Origin of the sequence: Corynebacterium pelargi (genome assembly GCF_014635485.1) — a bacterium.
GTDB lineage: Bacteria > Actinomycetota > Actinomycetes > Mycobacteriales > Mycobacteriaceae > Corynebacterium > Corynebacterium pelargi.
On the sequence record NZ_BMCX01000002.1, the window covers coordinates 73,346 to 94,298 of the forward strand.

At 59.5% G+C, this 20,953-nt stretch carries 19 protein-coding genes; 10 read left to right on the forward strand and 9 right to left on the reverse strand.

Annotated features, from left to right (window positions below; genetic code table 11):
• The first annotated feature begins 147 nt into the window (after nt 1–147).
• Nucleotides 148–2,043 carry an immunoglobulin-like domain-containing protein gene (locus IEU99_RS04025; RefSeq protein WP_128890635.1) on the forward strand — a complete coding sequence of 632 codons (1,896 nt, stop codon included), beginning with the start codon at nt 148–150 and terminating at the stop codon, nt 2,041–2,043.
• 159 nt (nt 2,044–2,202) lie between these two features.
• Here the strand turns inward: IEU99_RS04025 and leuA are convergent, their stop codons facing one another.
• Nucleotides 2,203–4,032: a 2-isopropylmalate synthase gene (gene leuA, locus IEU99_RS04030; protein WP_128890634.1), complete on the reverse strand. Its 1,830-nt coding sequence runs from the start codon at nt 4,030–4,032 to the stop codon at nt 2,203–2,205.
• 233 nt (nt 4,033–4,265) lie between these two features.
• Between leuA and IEU99_RS04035 the strand changes: the two genes are divergently transcribed.
• Nucleotides 4,266–5,390, forward strand: coding sequence for a putative hexosyltransferase (locus IEU99_RS04035; RefSeq protein ID WP_229718387.1), 1,125 nt, complete (start codon nt 4,266–4,268; stop codon nt 5,388–5,390).
• Nucleotides 5,391–5,418: 28 nt separating this feature from the next.
• Here IEU99_RS04035 and IEU99_RS04040 read toward each other — a convergent pair whose 3' ends face one another.
• The gene (locus IEU99_RS04040) at nt 5,419–6,270 is read right to left on the reverse strand and encodes a DMT family transporter (protein ID WP_128890633.1); all 852 of its coding nucleotides are present in this window, start codon (nt 6,268–6,270) and stop codon (nt 5,419–5,421) included.
• 105 nt (nt 6,271–6,375) lie between these two features.
• On the opposite strand from IEU99_RS04040, the gene IEU99_RS04045 reads away from it, so the two are divergent.
• Both IEU99_RS04045 and IEU99_RS04050 read left to right on the forward strand, forming a co-directional pair.
• Nucleotides 6,376–7,641: an aspartate kinase gene (locus IEU99_RS04045; protein WP_128890632.1), complete on the forward strand. Its 1,266-nt coding sequence runs from the start codon at nt 6,376–6,378 to the stop codon at nt 7,639–7,641.
• A 26-nt stretch (nt 7,642–7,667) separates the two neighbouring features.
• Nucleotides 7,668–8,699, forward strand: a complete 1,032-nt coding sequence (locus IEU99_RS04050; RefSeq protein WP_128890631.1) for an aspartate-semialdehyde dehydrogenase — start codon at nt 7,668–7,670, stop codon at nt 8,697–8,699.
• Between the two features lie 237 nt (nt 8,700–8,936).
• Here the strand turns inward: IEU99_RS04050 and IEU99_RS04055 are convergent, their stop codons facing one another.
• The 4 genes from IEU99_RS04055 to IEU99_RS04070 all read right to left on the reverse strand — a co-directional run bounded on the left by IEU99_RS04055 (nt 8,937) and on the right by IEU99_RS04070 (nt 11,233).
• Nucleotides 8,937–9,536: a hypothetical protein gene (locus IEU99_RS04055; RefSeq protein WP_128890630.1), complete on the reverse strand. Its 600-nt coding sequence runs from the start codon at nt 9,534–9,536 to the stop codon at nt 8,937–8,939.
• Nucleotides 9,537–9,555: 19 nt separating this feature from the next.
• Nucleotides 9,556–9,702, reverse strand: a complete 147-nt coding sequence (locus tag IEU99_RS04060; protein ID WP_164931201.1) for a hypothetical protein — start codon at nt 9,700–9,702, stop codon at nt 9,556–9,558.
• Nucleotides 9,703–9,741: 39 nt separating this feature from the next.
• A complete protein-coding gene (locus IEU99_RS04065) occupies nt 9,742–10,092 on the reverse strand; it encodes a hypothetical protein (protein WP_128890629.1) in 351 nt (116 codons plus the stop codon).
• A 571-nt stretch (nt 10,093–10,663) separates the two neighbouring features.
• A complete protein-coding gene (locus IEU99_RS04070) occupies nt 10,664–11,233 on the reverse strand; it encodes an RNA polymerase sigma factor (RefSeq protein ID WP_128890890.1) in 570 nt (189 codons plus the stop codon).
• A gap of 204 nt (nt 11,234–11,437) precedes the next feature.
• Between IEU99_RS04070 and IEU99_RS04075 the strand changes: the two genes are divergently transcribed.
• The 5 genes from IEU99_RS04075 to IEU99_RS04095 all read left to right on the forward strand — a co-directional run bounded on the left by IEU99_RS04075 (nt 11,438) and on the right by IEU99_RS04095 (nt 17,473).
• Nucleotides 11,438–12,988 (forward strand): catalase, encoded by a 1,551-nt coding sequence (locus IEU99_RS04075; RefSeq protein WP_128890628.1) that lies wholly within the window; start codon nt 11,438–11,440, stop codon nt 12,986–12,988.
• A 107-nt stretch (nt 12,989–13,095) separates the two neighbouring features.
• Entirely contained in the window at nt 13,096–14,001 is a 906-nt protein-coding gene (locus tag IEU99_RS04080) for a Sir2 family NAD-dependent protein deacetylase (protein WP_128890889.1), read from the forward strand.
• A 156-nt stretch (nt 14,002–14,157) separates the two neighbouring features.
• On the forward strand, nt 14,158–15,180 hold the full coding sequence (locus IEU99_RS04085; protein ID WP_128890627.1) for a Fe(3+) ABC transporter substrate-binding protein: 1,023 nt from the start codon (nt 14,158–14,160) through the stop codon (nt 15,178–15,180).
• Nucleotides 15,181–15,225: 45 nt separating this feature from the next.
• Nucleotides 15,226–16,815, forward strand: a complete 1,590-nt coding sequence (locus IEU99_RS04090) for an ABC transporter permease (RefSeq protein WP_229718388.1) — start codon at nt 15,226–15,228, stop codon at nt 16,813–16,815.
• A complete protein-coding gene (locus tag IEU99_RS04095) occupies nt 16,808–17,473 on the forward strand; it encodes an ABC transporter ATP-binding protein (RefSeq protein ID WP_128890626.1) in 666 nt (221 codons plus the stop codon). Before IEU99_RS04090 ends, IEU99_RS04095 begins: the two co-directional genes overlap by 8 nt.
• On the opposite strand, the gene IEU99_RS04100 is transcribed toward IEU99_RS04095, so the two are convergent.
• Entirely contained in the window at nt 17,354–19,768 is a 2,415-nt protein-coding gene (locus tag IEU99_RS04100) for an AMP-binding protein (protein WP_164931200.1), read from the reverse strand. The two genes, IEU99_RS04095 and IEU99_RS04100, sit on opposite strands and share 120 nt — an antisense overlap.
• A 119-nt stretch (nt 19,769–19,887) precedes the next feature.
• Here IEU99_RS04100 and IEU99_RS04105 point away from each other — a divergent pair, with 119 nt between their 5' ends.
• Entirely contained in the window at nt 19,888–20,412 is a 525-nt protein-coding gene (locus tag IEU99_RS04105; RefSeq protein ID WP_128890624.1) for a 4'-phosphopantetheinyl transferase family protein, read from the forward strand.
• On the opposite strand, the gene IEU99_RS04110 is transcribed toward IEU99_RS04105, so the two are convergent.
• Both IEU99_RS04110 and IEU99_RS04115 read right to left on the reverse strand, forming a co-directional pair.
• Nucleotides 20,376–20,687: a Na+/H+ antiporter subunit G gene (locus IEU99_RS04110; RefSeq protein WP_128890623.1), complete on the reverse strand. Its 312-nt coding sequence runs from the start codon at nt 20,685–20,687 to the stop codon at nt 20,376–20,378. The genes IEU99_RS04105 and IEU99_RS04110 overlap by 37 nt on opposite strands.
• Complete coding sequence (locus tag IEU99_RS04115) at nt 20,687–20,953, reverse strand: cation:proton antiporter (protein ID WP_128890622.1); 267 nt, start codon at nt 20,951–20,953, stop codon at nt 20,687–20,689. The genes IEU99_RS04110 and IEU99_RS04115 overlap by 1 nt, the downstream gene beginning before the upstream one ends.

Below are 20,953 nucleotides of genomic sequence, written 5' to 3' on the forward strand. Positions count from 1 at the left end.
CCAGTTCAAAGGCTATTACGATGGAAAAATAGCAGGTTTACTTTTGCTAAAAAACCCGAATTTAATTACTACCGGTGGCAAAAAGAGTGTGCGGTGCCTAGCCTTGAAATTGACCCCCTCCATCAGGTTCCGAGAAAGGCCGGAAGTATGTCCAAGAATTCTAGAAGGTTTGGCGCCAAGGCTATCGCTGCTATTGCTGCCCCCTCACTCATGTTTGCCACCGGAGCCGCATTTGCCCCCTATGCGGTGGCCGTAGAGGCTGAAGAGACAGCCTCTGAAGTTGTTGCACCGGAAGCCTCAAGCGAAGCTCCCGCTGATACCTCGGTAGAAACCCCTACCGAAGAGCCCGAGGCCCCCGCTGAGGAAACTCCTGCGGATACGGATGACAACGACAACGACAGCGACTCAGATTCCTCGACGGTCGACACCGAAGACCCAACTTCTGAGGAATCCACTCCGGCCGAAGAGACCCCCGCTGAGGAGACTCCCGCTGAGGAGACTGAAACCCCCAGCGAGGAATCTGAAACGCCTAGCGAGGATCCTGATCCCGTCGCCCCATCCCAGATCAACCGTGCCCCTAAGATCACGATCGCGGGACCTACTTCCTACCCGAAAGACTTCGATTTCCAGCCATTGGAAAATCTCAAGCCTGAGGCTTATGACGAGGAAGATGGCGACATCAGCGACAACGTCACTGTCTTGAGCAGCAACGTAGACACCAGCCAGCCTGGTGATTACCAAGTCACGTTCGAGGTAGCTGATAGCTTTGGCGCGCGCGTTACTAAGACCGTGGATGTGAAGGTCACGGCTTCCGACGAGCCGAACCAGGCTCCGACCATCGAGGTCAACGGCCCTATGGTGTACACCATTGACGATGGCTTTACGCCAGATCGCCTTGAGGTGGTCGCCAACGACGCTGAAGATGGCGATCTGACCGATCAACTTCAGATCATCGAGGGCGAAGTGGATCCCTCCATACCCGGTGAGTATTCCTTGACCTACCAAGTTACCGACAGCGGTAACTTGACCACCAAGGTGGTCGTCCCGGTGACCATCACCGCGAACAAGCCGATCAACGAGGTTCCCAGCATCACCATCAATGGGCCCACCACCTACACTGTTGGCACTCAATTCACCATTGACAGCCTGGAGGCCACCGCGTTTGACGCGGAAGATGGCGACATCACCGATAAGATCAAGCCCGTCTCCTCGAATGTCAATCCGGATAAGCCCGGCACCTACGAGGTGGTCCTCGCCGTCACGGACAGCAACGGTGCACGTCACGAGACAATCGTGACCGTCAAGTACCTGCCCAAGATGGAAAAGATCAACGCAGCCCCAGTGATCACGGGGCCTGAGCAGGTCGAGATCGAGCAGGATGCAGACTTCTCTAATGTGGTGGAGGTGCTCAAGGCCACCGCTGAAGATGCAGAAGACGGTGATCTCACCAGCAAGATCGAGGTAGAAAGCAACGACGTCGACACCTCGACCCCCGGCAACTACCGTGTGACCCTCAAGGTCACTGACTCCGAAGGCGCAAGCACCACAAAGACGGTGGACGTGCACGTCAAGCCCAAGGACGAAACCGTCGATGCATCGGTCAATATCTTCGTTGCGGCTGTAGTAAACCTGAACGTCGGCATCAACTTCGATGATCCGATCGCAGTGCTGCACGCAACGGCGTCTTCCACCCTTGACGGCAACCTCACTGGCTCCATCAAGGTGGTTTCCAGCGACGTCAACATTGAGGTAGCTGGCACCTATCACATCACCCTCGCAGTCACGGCCTCCAATGGCACCAAGTCTGAAAAGACCGTGGAGGTAGTGGTACACGAGAAGGACGACAACGGTGCTGCCACCAAGGACGATCAGCAGTCCGACTCCTCCAATGACGCGGCAACTGGCCACGCCACGGAAGACAAGCAGCAGCCCGCTTACCGCAACCTTGCTAATACCGGCGCTTCTGTCCTCGGCATCGTCGTGGTTGGTTTGGCACTGGTAGGTGGCGGAATCCTGCTCAGCCGTCGCCGCAAGCAGTCCTAAACACCGCAAAGCTGCTGAGCAAATAACGCAGCAATAAGCGCCCGGTTCCTCCTCGCGTAAAAAGCGACAAAGGAGCCGGGCGCTTCGCCATACACTTCTTCGCCATACACTGAAAAAAGCCCCAGCCGAAGCCGGGGCTTAAAAGTAGGAGGCGAGTGTTTATACGCCGCCGGTTACAGCAGGTGCGGCAGCAGCGCGATTTACGGCGCTGGTCACGGCTTGCAAGGATGCATAGGTAATAGAACCTGCGATGCCCACGCCCCACGCTGGGGTGCCGGAGACGTCGGCAAGCACATAGGCAGCGGCCTCGGCATCGTCACCGGAAGTGCGGGCGTGCTGCGAGTATTCCTGCACCTCAACATCAATGCCCAAAGATTCGAGCGCATTGCAATACGCGGCCACAGGGCCATTGCCGGTGCCGGAGATATTGACTTCCTCGCCGCGGAAACGCACCTGCGCTTCAACCTGGGCGTTTTCATCACCGCGCACCGTGATCTTCAACGCCTCCAGCGGTTCGGAACGCTCCAGGTATTCGGTGGCGAAAATGTCCCACATGTTCTTGGAGTTCACTTCGCCGCCTTCGGCGTCGGTTACGCGCTGCACCACAGAGGAAAACTCCACCTGCATGGGGCGAGGCAGGGCAATGCCGTGGTCGGTCTTCATAATGTAGGCAACGCCGCCCTTGCCGGATTGGCTGTTCACGCGGATCACTGCCTCGTAATCGCGGCCAACGTCCTTCGGGTCGATGGGCAGGTACGGAACCTCCCAGGTTTCGCTTTGCAGCTCGTCCCAAGCCACATCGGTGTGGGTCGCGCCGGGGCGCACACGCGCAGCCATGGCATCCAGACCCTTGTTCACAGCATCCTGGTGCGAACCGGAGAAAGCGGTAAAGACCAAGTCGCCGCCGTAGGGGTGGCGCTCCGGGACGCGCAGTTGGTTGCAGTATTCGACGGTGCGACGGATGTGGTTGATATCCGAGAAGTCGATTTGGGGGTCCACGCCCTGGGTGAGCATATTCAGCCCCAGGGTGACCAGGCAGACGTTGCCGGTGCGCTCACCATTGCCAAACAAGCAGCCCTCAATGCGGTCGGCGCCAGCCATGTAGCCCAGCTCGGCGGCGGCAACGCCGGTGCCGCGGTCATTGTGCGGGTGCAGGGACAAGATGATGGAATCGCGGCGGTTGAGGTTGCGGTGCATCCACTCGATGGAATCGGCGTAGACGTTGGGGGTGATCATCTCCACGGTGGAAGGCAGGTTGATAATGATCGGCTGCTCCGGGGTGGGATCCATGACCTCGACTACTGCGTCACAGACTTCCTTGGCGTATTCCAATTCGGTGCCGGTATAGGACTCGGGTGAGTACTCCCAGCGCCAGTTGGTGCCGGGGTATTCCTTGGCCAGGCCCTTGATCAATTCGGCGGCATCGGTAGCCAGCTTCTTTACCTGTTCGCGGTCTTTGCGGAACACCACCTTGCGCTGCAGCTTGGAGGTGGAGTTGTAGAAGTGCACGATCACATTCTTGGCACCGGCGCAGGCCTCGAAGGTGCGACGGATCAGGTGCTCGCGAGCCTGCACCAGCACCTGGATGGTGACGTCCTCGGGGATCATGTCTTTTTCAATGATCTCGCGCACGAAGTCGAAGTCGGTTTGAGATGCAGAGGGGAAGCCCACCTCGATCTCCTTGTAGCCCATCTTCACCAGCAATTGGAACATGCGGCGCTTGCGTTCGGGGCTCATCGGGTCGATCAACGCCTGGTTGCCGTCGCGCAGGTCCACCGCACACCACTGGGGTGCGACCTCGATGCGCTTGGATGGCCAGGTGCGATCGGGTAAATCGATGGCTTCTACTTCCTCATGGAATGGTTGGTAGCGCGCCGTCGCCATGTTGGAGCCACGCTGCTTATTCCAGTGTGCTTGGCCTGGGTTGAAGTCGCCTGCTGGGGTTTCGATGGAGCGTGGGGCGGAGAAGAAAGTGTCGTTTCGGCTCATGATGGTTCCTCAAGTCTTGTGCTAAAAGCTGATGGTGACTGAGCCGGCGAAAGCGAAAACTCCGCGACGGGAGCCAGCTCAGTGTTAGAAGGAGGGCCCGCCGCGGCGACTAAGCAATAGGTCCGCGCGTTGCATGTCTCACACCCTAGCACAGAAATGAGACAAACTATCCCAAAATACGGAGCTAGCGCCTGCCCGCCAAGCCTCAACGCCAAAGGCTACAGTTGCTGCTGATGCCTACTGCCCAACGTTACGGGCGCACGCTCACCCATCGTGTGGCTCGCGCCTTCACACCCGAACTCCGCCTCGCAACCTGGCTCTTCCTTGCCACGGCGATCGTTCGCTTTGGGCTGCTTTTGGCCATGAATCCCTCCCACGCCGTGGACTACCTGGCCAAATGGGATGGCGAACAATATGTGGCAATCGCTCGCTTTGGCTACTTCAGCGCAGATGGCTCCGGTGCTGCCGATCCAGAGATCTACCAGCAACGCCTGGCATTCTTCCCCGCCTACCCCTTAGCCATTCGCCTGGTATTCGCTGCATTGCACTGGATTCCCCTCCTGCCCATAAGTTATGCGGGGGTGGGGGTGCTCATCTCTTGTATCGCAGGTGTCGCCGCCACGATGGCCATGTTGCGCTTAAGCGGCCAGCAACCCAACGCTGCCCTGCTTCTTCTCGGCGCACCCATGGCAATCACCTTGACCATGGTCTACACCGAAAGCCTCTTTTTAGCCTGCGCGCTCTGGGCCTTGGTGTATTTGATCCAACGCCGCCTCCTGCCCGCTGCCCTGCTCGTCGCGTTGGCGGGGCTCGTGCGGCTTACGGCGGTGGATCTTTGGCTGGTGCTGGCAGCAAGCGTGGCGGTGTATCACCGCCGTAGCCTCAAAGCCTGGGTGCTGTGCGCCTTGGCCGCTGTGCCCGCGGTGGGCTATTTGCTGTGGGCCTCCTGGCATACGCGCGAGGTGGGCGGCTACTTCGGTATGCAGGAGCAGGGCTGGGATTCGGGCTTCGACTTCGGCCGCGCCACCTTGACCTGGCTTGGCACCTGGCACAGCAATCCCGGCTACATCATCAGCAGCGCCATCATCCTCGCAGCACTTCTGACCCTGCCCGTGGCAACGTGGTGGGCGCGCGCCGGGTTCCTCGACTGGCACCTCTGGCTTTTTGGCCTAGCCATCAGCGCCAATGTGCTGCTTTCCAATGGGATCATGCACTCGCGTCCGCGCTTACTGCTCCCCGCCGTGGTGCTGCTGCTCCCCCTGGCTCGACGTTTGCCCACGTGGGTAATGGTGCTGTGGTGCCTTCTGGGCGCGATGATTTCTGCCTACATGGTGGGCATATTCCAGTGGGCCATCTAGAAAGAAGGCCATCTACAAAGATGGCCGTCTAGCTCTTATGCGCCCCAACGCCCTTCCTTGAAAGCGCCACGGTGGAAACGGTCATGGTGACCAGCGCCAGCGCCATAAAGAACCAGTTAAAGCCGCTGACTTGGAACTTCTCTCCCAGCACTGCGTAACCAAGTGCAAATGCCACGATGGGTTCCAGAATCGTCATCGCCGGCAAGGAGTTCTTCAGATCTCCAGCATTAAAGGCATATTGCTGCACCACGGTGCCAATGATGGCTCCGGCCAAGAGGGTGTAGCCCTCCCATGCGGTGAGCAGGGCAACAAAGCCCTCGTGGGTGAAGATGTCCACGGTGCCTTTCGATAGCACGGCCACATAGCCGTAGATACCGCCGGTGACCACACCGAGCCAGAGTGCCTTTTCATTCCTGATCTGGCGCTGGGCATAGCGCTCCAGGCTCACCAGCGCCACCACGCCGATGATCATCGCGGGGATCCAGCGCTCAAGTGGTGGTTGGGGATCTCCGGCTTCTGGGCGGCCAAGCAGCACCAGCACGGCCACGGCCACGGTGAGGGCTAAGGCCCAAAGGAATTCATCGCGGGAGATGCGTCGGCCATCAAAGTGTGCCGAAAGCGGCAGGGTGAACATCAAAGAAAGCACCAGGATCGGCTGCACGACCAACAGAGCGCCGAAGCCAAGGGCAATGATTTGGAAGCCATAGCCCGCCAATGCGAGGAAGGTGCCGGCCCACCACGCTGGGCGTCGAATAGCTTGAAGGAAGGGCGATCCTCCTGCGGGAGCGTTTTCTGCAATGCGGTGTCGAACCACGGTGCCCCAGGCGATGGTGATGGCTGAAAGCAGCGCGAACGCCATTGCAAGAAGATTTCCCAACATTGTCCTTACTATAACGGCTAAATGGGGCTCGACTTCGCTTGACCACGCCGAAGGGCTGTAAGCTATGAAGCCGACATTCATGTAGGGATAGAAAGGGCAATGCCCGTGGCACTTGTCGTACAGAAATATGGTGGCTCCTCCTTGGAGACCCCGGAGCGCATCCGCAGCGTAGCTGAACGCATTGTTGCTACTAAGAAGAAAGGCAACGACGTGGTCGTGGTCTGCTCAGCAATGGGCGATACCACCGACGACCTGCTGGATATGGCCGCCGCAGTGAACCCCGTTCCTCCGGCGCGTGAAATGGACATGCTATTGACCGCCGGTGAGCGCATCTCGAATGCGCTGGTGGCGATGGCCATTGAATCCTTTGGTGCGAAGGCGCAGTCCTTCACTGGCTCGCAGGCGGGCGTGATCACCACCGAGCGCCACGGAAATGCGCGCATCGTCGACGTCACCCCCGGACGTGTGCGTGAGGCGCTCGACGAGGGCAAGATCTGCTTGGTGGCCGGGTTCCAGGGCGTGAATCGTGAGTCCCGCGATGTCACCACCTTGGGCCGTGGCGGTTCCGATACCACCGCTGTGGCGCTGGCTGCCGCGCTCGATGCCGACGTGTGCGAAATCTATTCGGATGTCGATGGCGTGTACACCGCCGATCCGCGCATCGTCTCGAATGCGCAGAAGCTAGAAAAGCTCTCCTTCGAGGAGATGCTGGAGCTTGCCGCAGTCGGCTCCAAAATTCTTGTGCTCCGCAGCGTTGAATATGCGCGCGCCTTTGGTGTGCCGCTGCGCGTGCGTTCGTCGTATAGCAATGACCCCGGCACCCTGGTCGCCGGTTCGATGGAGGATATTCCTGTGGAAGAAGCAGTGCTGGCCGGTGTAGCCACCGATAAGTCCGAAGCAAAAATTACCGTCCTTGGCATTCCGGATTCCCCCGGTGCCGCCGCCGATGTGTTCCGCGCACTCGCCGATGCCGAGATCAACATCGATATGGTGCTGCAAAATATCTCCTCGCTGGAAGATAACCGCACCGATATCACCTTCACCTGCCCCCGCACCGACGGCCCGCGCGCCATGGAGCTGCTGCGCAACCTGCAGGCCAAGAACGACTGGCAAAACGTCGTCTACGACGATCAAATTGGCAAGGTATCCCTGGTGGGCGCCGGCATGAAGTCGCACCCCGGCGTCACCGCCATCTTCTGCGAGGCGCTGCGCGATGCCGGCATCAACATCGAGCTGATTTCGACCTCCGAAATTCGCATCTCGGTGCTCATCCGCGAATCCGACGTGGACGAAGCCACCCGCGTGCTGCACGAGGCATTCGAGCTCGGCGGCGACACCGAGGCCACCGTGTACGCAGGCACCGGCCGCTAAACCTCAATACTTAAAAGGACACTCACATGACCACTGTTGCAGTAGTAGGGGCCACCGGCCAGGTGGGTCGCGTTATGCGTGCCCTGCTCGAAGACCGCGATTTCCCCCTCGACAGCATCCGCTTTTTCTCCTCCCCGCGCTCTGCCGGCACCAAGCTCACCTTCAAGGGCGAAGAGGTAGAGGTAGAAGACCTCACACAACAAGACGTTGAAAGCCTCCGTGGCATCGACATTGCGCTCTTTTCTGCCGGTGGTTCCACCTCCAAGCAGTGGGCTCCGGTCTTTGCCGAGGCAGGCGCCACCGTGGTGGACAACTCCTCTGCATGGCGCAAGGACGAGGAAGTGCCCTTGGTGGTTTCCGAGGTCAATCCTGAGCAGGTGCGCAATCTGCACAAGGGCATCATCGCCAACCCCAACTGCACCACCATGGCGGCGATGCCGGTGCTGAAGCCTCTGCACGATGAGGCCGGCCTGGTGCGCCTGCACGTTTCCTCCTACCAGGCAGTGTCCGGTTCTGGCCTCGCTGGTGTGGAGGCGCTGGCGAAGCAAACCGCCGAGATCGGCGACCGCGACGTGGAGCTCACCCACGATGGTTCGGTGCTTGAGACTGATGATCTCGGCCCCTACGTCAAGCCGATCGCCTTCAATGCCCTGCCCTTCGCTGGCAATTTGGTAGATGATGGCTCCAAGGAAACCGACGAGGAGCAGAAGCTGCGCAATGAGTCGCGCAAGATCCTCGGCATCCCTGAGCTCAAAGTGGCCGGCACTTGCGTGCGTATCCCCGTCTTTACTGGTCACACGCTTACCATCCACGCCGAATTCGACCGCGCCATTACCCCTGAGCGTGCCGAGGAAATCCTTGCGCATGCCGAGGGTGTCAAGCTTGTCGACGTCCCAACGCCGCTCGATGCCGCTGGCATTGATCCTTCGCTGGTGGGACGCATCCGCCAGGATCAGTCGGTGGACGATAACCGCGGCCTGGTGCTCGTGGTTTCAGGCGATAACCTGCGCAAGGGTGCCGCCTTGAACACCATCCAGATTGCAGAGCTTCTGGTCTAGTAGCGAAATCAAAGCGCTCCCCGAAGAATCGGGGAGCGCTTTGGTGTGTCTACAGTGTGTTGTGCGTGAATCTCACGCGGGGGCGTGTTACATCACGCCGTGGATTTGACCGATGCTGCCAAGGATGACCTTGACAATGGCCACAGCAAACTGTGCTGCATCTTGGTCAAAGTAACCGGGAAATGGTGCAGGTCCAACCTCCATGTGAGGTCCTTTCTCGTTGAGGGGAATGTCCCACTAGCCGATGGTGATCGTTGCCTGGGGATCGTTGTAATTGGTCCAAGCGGCAAGCGGAGGAACTCGCTTGCATTCCAAAACGCACTTGGGGTCTTGCTTCTTTGGCCGGCCATCTTGGCGCACATCATTCGCGCTATACACCGTTGGTACTGCTACCACCTTTTCCCCGGACTTCGCCCGGGAGGGGATGTAGGTGTTGAGCTTGATATGAAGCTTGCCTTCATTGGTGGCCTTGTAGGTAAGCCAGGTGTACACGCCCCAGTCTGCGCCGGTTCCTGCTTCACGCAAGGTGACGCGGACGGTGTAGTACAGCCCTGGGGTAAACCCGGAGGCTTCTGCCTGGATCACGGCCTGGGTGGGTGCATTGGGCACCATCTGAACGGTGTGGGAACCTTGAGGATCCGTGAATTTCACACTATCCACGCGGCCTTCGGCATGACCCGGATTCACGGGCACCTCAATGACCTTGGTGGGATCCCACCAGGGTCGGCCGTCGGTGGAGGAGGTGAGTGGATCAAAAGGTGCCGCCACGGCCGCTTGTGCTCCGAGCGCCATGGTTGCTGCCATAGCTCCGGCGGCGATGAGAGATTTGGCCTTCATGTGAGAAACGCTCCTTGTGTTACACCACGCCGGTGGCGAAGCCGAGCATTGCCTGGATCGCATCGAGCAGGTGCGGTCCGATCTCCTGGAACCAGTGAGTTACCGGGATGGGATCGTGTACGGGATCCAACGGCACATTTTCCATTGGGTATTCAGTTGCTCCCATGAGCGTGTCTCCTTGGTGCTAGTGAAGAAAACGAGTGATTTATGCGACCTTTGCCACAAAACCGAGGATCGCTGCAACAAGATCGACGATCTTTCCGAATACACTGGTGGCGTTGTCGGGAGTGATCTCCGAAGAGAAGGCGTTTGCCTTGTCGGAGGAGCTGTACTCAGGCTTTTGCACCGGGGTGGTGGGCTGCTCTTCGGCAGGTGCCTCCTCGGTGGGCTCAGCCTCATCGGCTGGTGCCTCAGTAGCGGGAGCCTCGACCTCGGTGCTTACAGCGGTGTCGGGGGCTTCTACGGGAGCCACTTCGTCTGCGTTGGCAAGGCCTGCACCGGCAACGGAAACAGCGATGGAAAGGAGTGCGGCGCTCGCAATCTTGCGGATCTTCATGAATCTCTCCTTGAGATGAGTGGGATGAACTTACGTCTCCTGTGGAATGGAATTGGAATTCAGGATGACGTGAGCTGATTATAAAATCGCCATTTTTTTAACGCAATAGGCCAGAGAGTAAAAAACTGGTCATTCGACAGGAATTGGCGCCACTTTTCTCCTAAGTGTGAGCATTTGTGCAGGTCAGCGCCTTAATTGAACTCCAGGTGAACTTTACACCGCGCGCTGTTTTGCTAAGTGAAGCTCCGTCTCGGCATCTTATTTTATGTCGAGGCGGAGCCACTTTTATGCAATAAGTTTGAGGCTATATTAAAAATATGCTCATTCTGCTACAAAAATATTTTGCGTGACATGTTCGCAAAGCTCAAACTTTTGAATGAGCTTGAGAAATACACGTTTTCAGTAGCTGAAAGAAAATACTGTGAGCGATGGCACTGCGCGGCGTTGTGTCGCATAGCGCACGCGGGCAGGGCTGCTTGAATTTCAAAGCAAGCGAATAAAAGCGCCCAAAATAGCGGGGGTAGCTATCGGGGGTAGCGTGTAACGCTAGGTAACACCGTTTCGATCGGGCTTAGGCGCCAAAAGAGGCCTGCTGCTGGCCGCTGCCATGCGCCTCGATGAGCTCCTTGCGGGCTCGTGCAACGCGGCTGCGGATGGTGCCGACGCGAACATCGGCGATCTTGGCCGCCTCTTCATAGGTATAGCCCAGCACCTGGGTCAGGATCAGCGCCTCGCGCTGCTGCTCGGGCAGGCTGTCGATGAGCATGCGCACATCGACCCACTCGGACCACTTAGATTCCATCGCGGTGCTGCGCTGAATGTCTTCCACCTCGGCAGTGGACTTGCGCGGGCGCGCCATATCGTGGCGGATATTGTCCACCCACACCCTTCGCGCCAAGGAAAGCAGCCAGGTTCTAGCAGAGGAGCGCGCCGCGAAACGCGGAAGCGCCTTCATTACTCGCAGATAAGTTTCCTGGGTGAGGTCATCGGCAATGGCGGTGCCGCCGAGGTGGGCTAGCAGGCGCCATACGTCGCCTTGGGTGGCACGGATGAACTCGCTGAGGGCAGCACGATCACCACGGCCGGCCTTCAAAGCCAGTGCCGTGACGGCGTCGTCATTATGTTGCTGCTGAGCATCCATGGTGTGTGTGAGTTTAGCAGTCAAACTTCCGATTGAGTTTTTCATGGGGGTAGCCGCTCTGGCGCGCCGCTCTTTGCTGGGCAAGCGCTGTGTTGCCTAGGAATTCCATGTGAATCCCATCGCTTCGCTTGAAGCCGGAGGTGACAAGGTGTAAGTTATCAATTAACGCACATCAATAGGAAAACCCTTAGGAGGGCAATGCTGATGTCCCAGAACGAACAATCCGCCGCCGATCAAATCCTCAACCAGGGCGAGCGCACCCAAGCAGCCAGCCACACCACCCGAGCTGGCGGCCAGCCCGTACCCAGCGAAAACATCTCCATCACCGCTGGTGCCCAAGGCCCCAACGTGCTCAATGACTTGCACCTGATTGAAAAACTCGCGCACTTCAACCGCGAGCGCGTCCCGGAGCGCAACCCCCACGCCAAGGGCCACGGCGCTTTTGGTGAGCTGCACATCACCGAAGATGTATCCCAGTACACCAAGGCCAAGCTCTTCCAAAAGGGCACCGTAACCCCCATGGCCGCACGCTTTTCCACCGTGGCTGGCGAGCAGGGCTCCCCAGATACCTGGCGTGATGTTCACGGCTTCGCGCTTCGTTTCTGGACCGAAGACGGCAATTACGACATCGTGGGCAATAACACCCCCACCTTCTTCCTGCGCGACGGCATCAAGTTCCCCGACTTCATCCACTCCCAGAAGCGCCTCGGCGCCAACGGCCTGCGTGATGCAGATATGCAGTGGGATTTCTGGACCCGCACCCCAGAGTCCGCGCACCAGGTGACCTACTTGATGACGGACCGCGGCACCCCCAAGACCTCCCGCCACCAGGACGGCTTCGGCTCCCACACCTTCCAGTGGATCAATGAAGAAGGCACCCCGGTGTGGATCAAGTACCACTTCAAGTCTCGCCAGGGCTGGGACTGCTTCACCGATGCAGAGGCCGAGGAGATGGCCGGCAAGAACGCCGACTACCACCGCGAAGACCTCTTCAACGCCATCGAGCGCGGCGATTACCCCATCTGGGACGTCAAGGTGCAGATCATGCCCCATGACGAGGCCGAGCACTACCGCTGGAACCCCTTCGACCTGACCAAGACCTGGTCGCAGAAGGATTATCCGCTTATCGACGTCGGGTACTTCGTTTTGAACCGCAACCCGAAGAACTTCTTCGCCCAAATTGAGCAGCTTGCCCTTGATCCGGCAAACCTGGTGCCAGGCGTTGGCCTTTCACCCGACCGCATGCTCATGGCCCGCGCTTTTGCCTACGCAGATGCGCAGCGCGCACGCATCGGCTCGAACTACCAGCAACTGCCCATTAACCGCCCCGTGAACCCGGTGAACACCTATAGCCACGAGGGGCACATGGCCTATGAGTTCAACCCCGCCGATGCTCCCACCTATAGCCCCAACCGCTTTGAAAAGGGCGCAGGCTACCTGGATAACGGCGAGACCTCGAACTCTGGTGAAACCTTCGGCCAAGCCGGCGACCTCTACGTCAATCCGGATCCCCATGGCACGGACCTGGTGCGCGCAGCCTATGTGCAGCACCCGGAAGATGACGACTTTATCCAGCCCGGCATCCTCTACCGCGAGGTGCTCGACGAGACGCAGCGCGAGCACCTGGTAGAAAACATCACCAATGCCATGCAGGGCGTTTCCGCTGAAACTGAGGAGCGCTGCTACTGGTACTGGAGCCAGGTGGATGAGAACCTCGGCGCCGAAGTCAAGCGCGTGTTCGCTTCCAAGAAGTAAAAACTAGACACCTCCAAGCCCCGCAGGCCTGCGCCTGCGGGGCTTGTGTGCTCCCCGGTACCCTCGTGCATGTGCAGCCCACCTCGCCTTTCGATCCCGCCATCCAAATGGCGCACGATTCTGCGCTGCGCTCCATTGCGCGCGTGGTAGAAGAAACCGCTCAGCCCACACCACCTGAGCAGGCATTAGAGCAGGTGAGCGAGCAATTGCGCCGGGGTGGCACCATGGTCATTACTGGCGCCGGGGTGAGCACCGAATCTGGCATCCCCGACTATCGAGGGCCGCGCGGCTCCTTGTCCCGGCATCGTCCCATGACCTATCAGGAGTTCCGCTACGACGCTTTAGCCCTGCAGCGCTATTGGGCGCGCAGCTTTGTTGGCTGGCGTCACCTCGATCAAGCCAGGCCAAACCGCACCCACTTTGCCCTCGTGGAGCTTGAAAGAGCCGGCTGTGTTTCAGGCGTGGTCACCCAAAACGTCGATGGCCTGCACTCTCAAGCAGGCAGCAAGAATGTGATTGCCCTGCATGGGGATTTAGCGCGGGTGGTGTGCCTGAACTGCCATGCCACCGAAGATCGCCACCATCTCGATCAGCGCATCCACCAAGCCAACCCCTCCTATTTGGAGCAGATCGAATTAGACCCCGCCATGGTCAATCCCGATGGCGACGTCACCCTCAACGCCCATCAGGTGAGCAGCTTCAGGCTGGTGGGCTGCCAGGTGTGCGGCTCCAAGCTGCTCAAACCGGATGTGGTGTACTTTGGCGAGCCCGTTCCTAAAAGCCGCCGCGAGCGTGCCTCCGCCTTGCTGGAACAGTCCACTTCCGTGCTGGTCGCCGGATCCTCACTGGCGGTGATGAGCGGCTATCGCTTCGTGCTCGATGCGCTCAAGCAGGGCAAAGAAGTCTCCATTATCAATGGCGGCCCGGGCAGGGCGGATGCCCGGGCACAGACCCTCTGGCGCACCCAAGTTGGCCCTGCATTTGATGATCTTTTAGATGCGCTGCATCTCTAGTGCTGCAGGGATGCTATTCGGGGAATCCTTTGCGCGCGGTTGGGTGGGCGCGGGGGTGCGTCGACAAGCGAAAAAGCAGCTAGGCAAGCCTTATTTTTTGGTGTAGGTTTTCTAATCGTAGCCTAAGTTAATCTCGAAACATCTAGAAGGAGCGAAATGCGCCGCCTCATTGCCGCCGGCCTAGCTGCCGCCCTCACGCTCACCGCCTGCTCAAGCGGGGAAGAAGGGTTCGATCAGAAGTCCGATGACGTAGTCAATGTGTACTCCTCCCGCCACTACGACGTGGATAAAGAGGTGTACAAGATGTTCGAAGAGGAAACCGGCCTCAAGCTCAACGTGGTGGAAGGCAAAGGCGATGAACTCGTCGAGCGCATCACCCGTGAGAAGAACAAGCCTCAAGCAGACGTGCTGCTCACCGTCGGCGCCGAATCGCTCTACCCCCTCCACGAGGCAGACGCCCTTGAAGATGCCATGAGCGACACCATCGAGTCGAATATCCCCGAGCAGTTCCGCGGCGACTACTGGATGGGTATCACCTCCCGTGCGCGCGTGATCGCCTATAACAAGGAGCACGTGGACCCGGAGAAGATCAAGACCTACGAGGACATCACCAAGCCAGAGTGGAAGGACCAAATCCTGGTTCGCCCCTCCAGCTCCTCCTACAACCAGGCGCTGCTGGCCTCCTTCATCGAGGTCGATGGTGAAGATTCCGCCAAGCAGTGGGCCCAAGGCGTAGTGGATAACTTCGCCCGCGAGCCCAAGGGCAACGACATCGACCAGGCCAAGGCAGTTGCCGCAGGCGAGGGCGATCTAGCCATCATGAACTCCTACTACTGGGCTCGCATGGCCAAGTCCTCCGACCCCAACGAGGCCAAGGTGGCTGAGAAGGTCGGCCTGATCTTCCCCGAGAACACCCACCTCAACATCTCCTACGGCGCCATGCTCAAGGGCGCAAAGCACAAGGAAAACGCCATCAAGCTGCTGGAGTTCCTCTCCAGCGAGAAGATCCAGGAACTCTACGCCAAGGAAAATGGCGAGTTCCCCCTCAACCCCAAGGCACCACTGCCTGAGGTGCAGAAGTCTTGGGGCGAATTCACCAAGCAAAAGGTGGATTATGAAGAGCTCGGCAAGTACCGCGACGATGCCACCAAGATCTTCGACGAGGTCGGCTGGAAGTAAGCCCCCGCACAACAACCACCAACACCTTCGAAGAATCGCGCCATCTTGATCACTTCTCGTCGCGTCTGGACCACGATCACTGCGATCGTGGTCTTGCTCATGCTTACCCCACTGCTCGGCATCCTCGCCGGGCTTTTTGCCCCCGCAAGCGATGCCTGGCACCACATCGTAGATCACCTGCTCGCAGGCTATATTTGGGGCACATTCAAGCTGGTTATCGCGGTGGTGTTCCTCAGCGTGATCGTGGCTTCTGCCCTTGCCTGGTGGGTCACCGCCTATGAATTCCCCGGCAGGAGCCTCCTTTCTTTGGGCCTGGTGTTACCCCTTGCCATCCCGCCCTATATCGGCGGCTACACCTATGTGGCCATGACTGGCTACACCGGCTGGATCCAGGTGGGCCTACGCAACCTGGGCGTGGAGCTCGCACCAGGCAGCTTTGATCTGCTCACGCCTTTTGGCGCGGTGCTGATGTTCACGCTCTTTTTGTACCCCTATATCTTCTTAGTGCTCCGCGCCTTCTTATCCCGCGAGGTAGGCCACCTGCTAGAGGCCGCCCGCGTGTCTGGGGCAAGCCCGATGCGCGCCTACTTCACGGTGATCTTGCCGCTTACCCGCAACGCGGTGGTGGCCGGTGCCACCCTGGTGGCCTTCGAGGTGCTCTCGGACTATGGCCTGGCCTCCTACTTTGGCCTGGAAGTCTTTACCACCGCCATCTTCAAAAGCTGGTTAGGTCTTGGAGATATGGCGGCGGCCTTGAAACTCGCAGCCATCTTGCTGCTGGTGGTCACCTTGCTTTCTGCAGGCGAAAAGGCACTGCGTGGGCCACGCTCGGCCTCGATAGGCGTGCGCGCAAGGCCCATGCAGCGCATGCAATTGCGCGGCCCCGCCCGGGTCCTGGTGCCGCTTGCAGCGTGGTCTGTTCTGGCCTTCGCCCTGCTCATCCCCGTGATCCAGATGATCTACTGGGCCATTGTGTCCATGCCCAATATTCGCTTCGATGGCCTCATGGCCACGCTCGGCACCTCCGTGGCCGTTGCCCTTGCCGGGGCGCTGGCCACCACCATTTGCGCTTTGATCGTGGCTCAAACCCAGCGCTTGTGGCCAAGTGCTGTGACCAAGACCTTCGCGCGTATCACGGTGATGGGCTACTCGGTGCCTTCCACCGTGATTGCCCTGGCCATTTTGTCGGTGGGGGTGTGGCTGGATACTCGCCTGGGCACCGCGCTGACCGCCACGCCCGCGATCATCGTGGTGGCCTACCTCATTCGCTACCTGGCGGTGAGTATGCAATCGGTGGAGTCCGGTTTTGAGCGCGTTGGTATCCGCGCCCACGAATCCGCACGCCTGCTCGGTGCCGGGCCGCTCAGGGCCACGGCCACGGTGGATGTGCCGATGATTCGCTCGGCGCTGATCGGCGCCTTCCTCTTGGCGTTTATCGACATGATGAAGGAACTTCCCATCGTGTTGATCCTGCGCCCCTTCAACTTCGCCACCTTATCCACCCGCGTCTTCGAGTACGCCAACGATGAGATGATTCCTGAGTCCTCGCTATCAAGCCTGCTCATTATCGGTATTGCCATGATCCCCATTGCCTTGATCGTGGCACGCCAATCCCAGGAGAACCCACATGTCTAGCATCCAGCTTGTCGACGTCACGTTCCGCTACCCGCACGCCTCCCAAGACCAATTAGCCAACTTCAACCTCGAAGTGGCCCCCGGGAGCTGCACCGCACTGCTGGGTCCGTCTGGATGCGCCAAAACCACGGTGCTCAGGCTCATCGCAGGCTTGGAACGCCCCGCCTCCGGGGAGGTGCGCATTGGTGATGCGTGCGTGGCTTCGTCGACAAGCTTCCAAGCCCCGGAAGCCCGTGGCATCGGCCTCGTGTTTCAAGACTATGCGCTTTTCCCGCACATGACGGTGCAGCGCAACGTGGAATATGGGCTGCGCGGCATGAGCCGTGAGCAGCGCAAACAGCGCGTGGCCGAAACGCTCGACATGGTGGGCTTAAGCGAACTCGCCTCGCGCTACCCCCACCAACTTTCCGGCGGCCAACAACAGCGCGTGGCCCTTGCCCGCGCCCTTGCCCCCAGGCCCAAAGTGCTGCTGCTTGACGAGCCCTTTTCCAACCTCGACGCCAACCTGCGCGAACAAGTACGCCAAGAAGTGCGCGAACTACTTCAACGCGCCGGCGTGACCAGCGTGCTGGTCACCCACGACAGCGCCGACGCCCAAGCCCTGGCCAGCGACATCGTCTACATGCAGCCGATCACCGCCTCGCACACGACGAACTAACCACGGCCACAAACGGCGCACCACCAGCAACTGCACCAACGCCCAGCACGCCATACCAGCGGCCAACGACGCCACCACACCAACCCAAGGATTGGCAATCCGGGCAAGAATATCGAACTGCAAGATATAGCAATACAGCGACGCCGCAGCCAACAAGCCCACCGGCCTCAAAGCCCAACGCGGCAAAGGAAGCTGCGGCACCCACAACAGCAACGCCGCACCAATGAGCACATACCCCCACTGCCACAGCGTCTCAAACATGCCCCAAGCAGCAACGGCAGTAAGCAACCACGCCACAATCTTCTGAGCCTGCTGCTGCGCATTACGCACCAACACACCGGCAGCCAACAGCCACATCGCCCCCAAAGGCCCATGGCGCAAATGCGCGGGATCGAAAATCTCCATGCCATAACGCGGCACCAACATCAATCCCAACATCACCAACGCACCCGCAAAACCATCGCGAGCATATAAACGCCACAGACTCGGCACACAAGACAACGCCGTGAGCACGACCATGCCAAGCAAGTACGTCTCAATAAACCAGAACAGCCACGTAGAACCCTGGCTCTCCCACAACCACTCAATCAACAGCACATTGGACCAGCCATAGGTGCCCGTAATGAGCACACCCACCAAAGAAATCAACGAAGTAGGAATCGCCACAGCCGCACACGTGCGCGCCACACGGCGCACACGATCCCGCGCCGAAGGCAACGCAAAAGCAAACGCAGCCAACTGATACCCCGCCACCAACAACAAGGTATGCGCCCCGCCCAAAATGCGCGCCAAATTTGCGTGATTCAGCACAATCGTCAACGCCGCCACAGCGCGCAACACCATCGGCGTATCCGCGCGCACCGTCGAAGCGCTCCGCGTAGCCAAAATTTGCTCCAAAGGCACATGCTGCCAATTCGGCGGCAAATCATGATGGCGGCCGAGCAGGGAGGCGGCGGCGACGTGGTTGAGGCTGGTGCCGCCGTTGTGCACAAAGGACTTCGACACATCCACCTCTTCTAGATATATACCTAGAAGATGGGCGAGCTTTGGCAATGTACCCGACCCAGCCCACTGCTGATCCACCACCTGCTTCGCCCGCCGTTTATCGGGTTTGCCATTGGGCAAAAGTGGCAGCGTTTCGGTGGTGGCCACTCGCACATGTGCCCCGTCGAGCCCGGTGGCGGCGATGAGTTCGGTGGTGTTGGGGGCGGTGCTTTGCGTGGCGAGCACGCGCACGGCTGTGTCGTCGCCGGTGACGATGGCGTGGATATTTTCTTTGCTCAATTGCGCTTGGATTTCCGGCAGGGCGATGCGCAGCCCGGCAATTTTGAGAAAGTCGCTGCTGCGCCCGTGGATACGCACGATGCCATCGTCCACGCTGCCGAGGTCGCCGGTGCGCAATTCGGTGATCATGCGCCCCAAAGCGAGGTCGTCTTGGTGCATGGCATAGCCCAGCATCACCCCAGGCCCGCGAAACACCAGCTCGCCTTCTTCCACGCGCATCTCGGAGCCGCGAATCACTTCCCCCACCGCGTCGGGATGCTCCAAGCTTGTCGACGGCCGCGTAATGGTCATCCGCGCACTCGCCTCGGTTTGCCCGTACATCATGGAAAACGCGATGCCTTGTGCGCCCAGGCGCTTGGACCACTGCTTGGCCAAATGGGCATCGAGTTTGCCGCCGGCCTGATACACCAGGCGCAGCGAAGCAGGCGCCGGATCAAAAGTAGGTGTGGTTTGGGCCAGTTCGAGCATGTGCGGCACCACACCAATATTGCTCACTTGGAACTTGCTCAAATTCTGGTGCAGGTCTGGGTCGTTCATGCTCCACTCGCCCACAGCCAGGCAGCCGCCAACCAGCAGGTGCGTATGCAGCACCGAAAGCCCGAAAGAATAATGCAGCGGCAATAAGGTTGCGCCCACATCCGAGGGCTCAAGCCCCAAACCGTCGATGATGGCATCGGCATTGGAGTGCAGATTCTCAGCCGAAAGGCGCACCAATTTGCTCGAACCCGTCGAGCCGGAAGTGCTCAATAGCACGGAAAGTTCGGGGTGCAGCTCGATCGGCTGATCATGCAAAGTGACCATGGTTTGGCCATCCATGCGCGCATTGGGCTGATAAGGCTGAGCGGCCTGATCCCCAGCCACCAAGGCCACATGGCCTGCCTGGAGCACGCCAAGGTAGCCGATGATGGCGTCGATGCTTCGTTCAAAAGGCACCTGAACCAGCAGGCGCTGGTTGGAGGCGAGGGTGGCAGCGCAGGCGCTGACCGCTTCGCTGAGCTGAGTGTGGCTCAACGTGCCTGTTGCACTTCGGAGCGCGGGTGCGTCTGATTGGTGGAGGAGCGCACGGGCGAGATTCATGGGGTTACCTCAACATAGGGACGCCTAAAAGAGTTAAGGGTATCCTATCCATTATGAATCCCGAGGTAGCAATCGTGGTGTATCGCATCCCCCTCAGCGTTGCCGGTGCAGACCTCGAAGAGCTACTCAATACGAAGGATCGGGCGCAGCTTGAGCAGTTTGTGCAGCCGGCGGATCGGGCCAGGCGTTTGCTCGGTCATGCCCTCCTCCCTCTTCTAGATATATATCTAGAAGAGCAGGTGTGTCCGGAATGCGGAGCCGAAGGCCACGGCCCGGTCCAAACCACTACTGGTTTCGTCTCCATCGCCCACTCGGGCCAGTGGGTGTATGTGGCTTTTGCTGATGCTCCGGTGGGGGTGGATGTGCAGCGTTTGCCTTGCCCGGATGGGTGGGCGCGACACGAGGCGCAGGTGAAGTGCCCTGCTGCGCGTTGGGTGCGCGATATTGAGGCCCCGGATGGGTATGTGGCGGCCTTGGCGGGGGTGCAGAAAAGCAAACAGCACGCCCTGAAGGATGGGGGCGTGCTGTTTGAGCAGTGGCGTTATTCGCGTTCGGCGTCTTCGCGGGCGACCTCATAAAGCGCTCGGCCCATCACGAAGGAGCCGATGGCGAGTACCACCAGCAGGCCGGTGATGGCGAGGGCTGCGACGACGAGGTCGCTGATCAGGAAGGTGCCTGCGCCGATGTCGTGGATGAGTTTGGCAATGATCAACAGTGGCAGCGCGAGGCTGGTGTTGGTGCTGAGCACATTGGCGCGGGTGAGCGGGTCTTTGCCGCGCCAGACGGCCAGGGTGGTCAAGGCGATGACGATGCAGGCGATGATCACGATGGCGGCGGCGATGATATCGAACATTAGCGGCGTCCCTTCGAGATGATGCGTGCGGCCGACATGGTGGGCAGCACGCCGCCGATGATGGCCACGAGCAGCAGCACATCGTAGGCGATCTGGGTGTCGTGGGTCATGGACCACAGCACGTAGAGGCCGATGAGGGTGTAGAACACCAGGTCGCTGACGACGGCGCGGCTAAAGGCATCCTTGCTGCGCAGGATGAGCGCGAGCGCTGCAAGTGCGCAGACTCCCAACACGCCCACAGCTACATAGATCACGGTGAGAAACAT

Coding starts and splice junctions, on each gene's coding strand:
- IEU99_RS04025 (WP_128890635.1), top strand. CDS start 148: ATGTCCAAGAATTCTAGAAGGTTTGGCGCCAAGGCTATCGCTGCTATT.
- leuA (WP_128890634.1), bottom strand. CDS start 4,032: ATGAGCCGAAACGACACTTTCTTCTCCGCCCCACGCTCCATCGAAACC.
- IEU99_RS04035 (WP_229718387.1), top strand. CDS start 4,266: ATGCCTACTGCCCAACGTTACGGGCGCACGCTCACCCATCGTGTGGCT.
- IEU99_RS04040 (WP_128890633.1), bottom strand. CDS start 6,270: ATGTTGGGAAATCTTCTTGCAATGGCGTTCGCGCTGCTTTCAGCCATC.
- IEU99_RS04050 (WP_128890631.1), top strand. CDS start 7,668: ATGACCACTGTTGCAGTAGTAGGGGCCACCGGCCAGGTGGGTCGCGTT.
- IEU99_RS04055 (WP_128890630.1), bottom strand. CDS start 9,536: ATGAAGGCCAAATCTCTCATCGCCGCCGGAGCTATGGCAGCAACCATG.
- IEU99_RS04060 (WP_164931201.1), bottom strand. CDS start 9,702: ATGGGAGCAACTGAATACCCAATGGAAAATGTGCCGTTGGATCCCGTA.
- IEU99_RS04065 (WP_128890629.1), bottom strand. CDS start 10,092: ATGAAGATCCGCAAGATTGCGAGCGCCGCACTCCTTTCCATCGCTGTT.
- IEU99_RS04070 (WP_128890890.1), bottom strand. CDS start 11,233: ATGGATGCTCAGCAGCAACATAATGACGACGCCGTCACGGCACTGGCT.
- IEU99_RS04075 (WP_128890628.1), top strand. CDS start 11,438: ATGTCCCAGAACGAACAATCCGCCGCCGATCAAATCCTCAACCAGGGC.
- IEU99_RS04080 (WP_128890889.1), top strand. CDS start 13,096: ATGGCGCACGATTCTGCGCTGCGCTCCATTGCGCGCGTGGTAGAAGAA.
- IEU99_RS04085 (WP_128890627.1), top strand. CDS start 14,158: ATGCGCCGCCTCATTGCCGCCGGCCTAGCTGCCGCCCTCACGCTCACC.
- IEU99_RS04095 (WP_128890626.1), top strand. CDS start 16,808: ATGTCTAGCATCCAGCTTGTCGACGTCACGTTCCGCTACCCGCACGCC.
- IEU99_RS04105 (WP_128890624.1), top strand. CDS start 19,888: ATGAATCCCGAGGTAGCAATCGTGGTGTATCGCATCCCCCTCAGCGTT.
- IEU99_RS04110 (WP_128890623.1), bottom strand. CDS start 20,687: ATGTTCGATATCATCGCCGCCGCCATCGTGATCATCGCCTGCATCGTC.
- IEU99_RS04115 (WP_128890622.1), bottom strand. CDS start 20,953: ATGTTTCTCACCGTGATCTATGTAGCTGTGGGCGTGTTGGGAGTCTGC.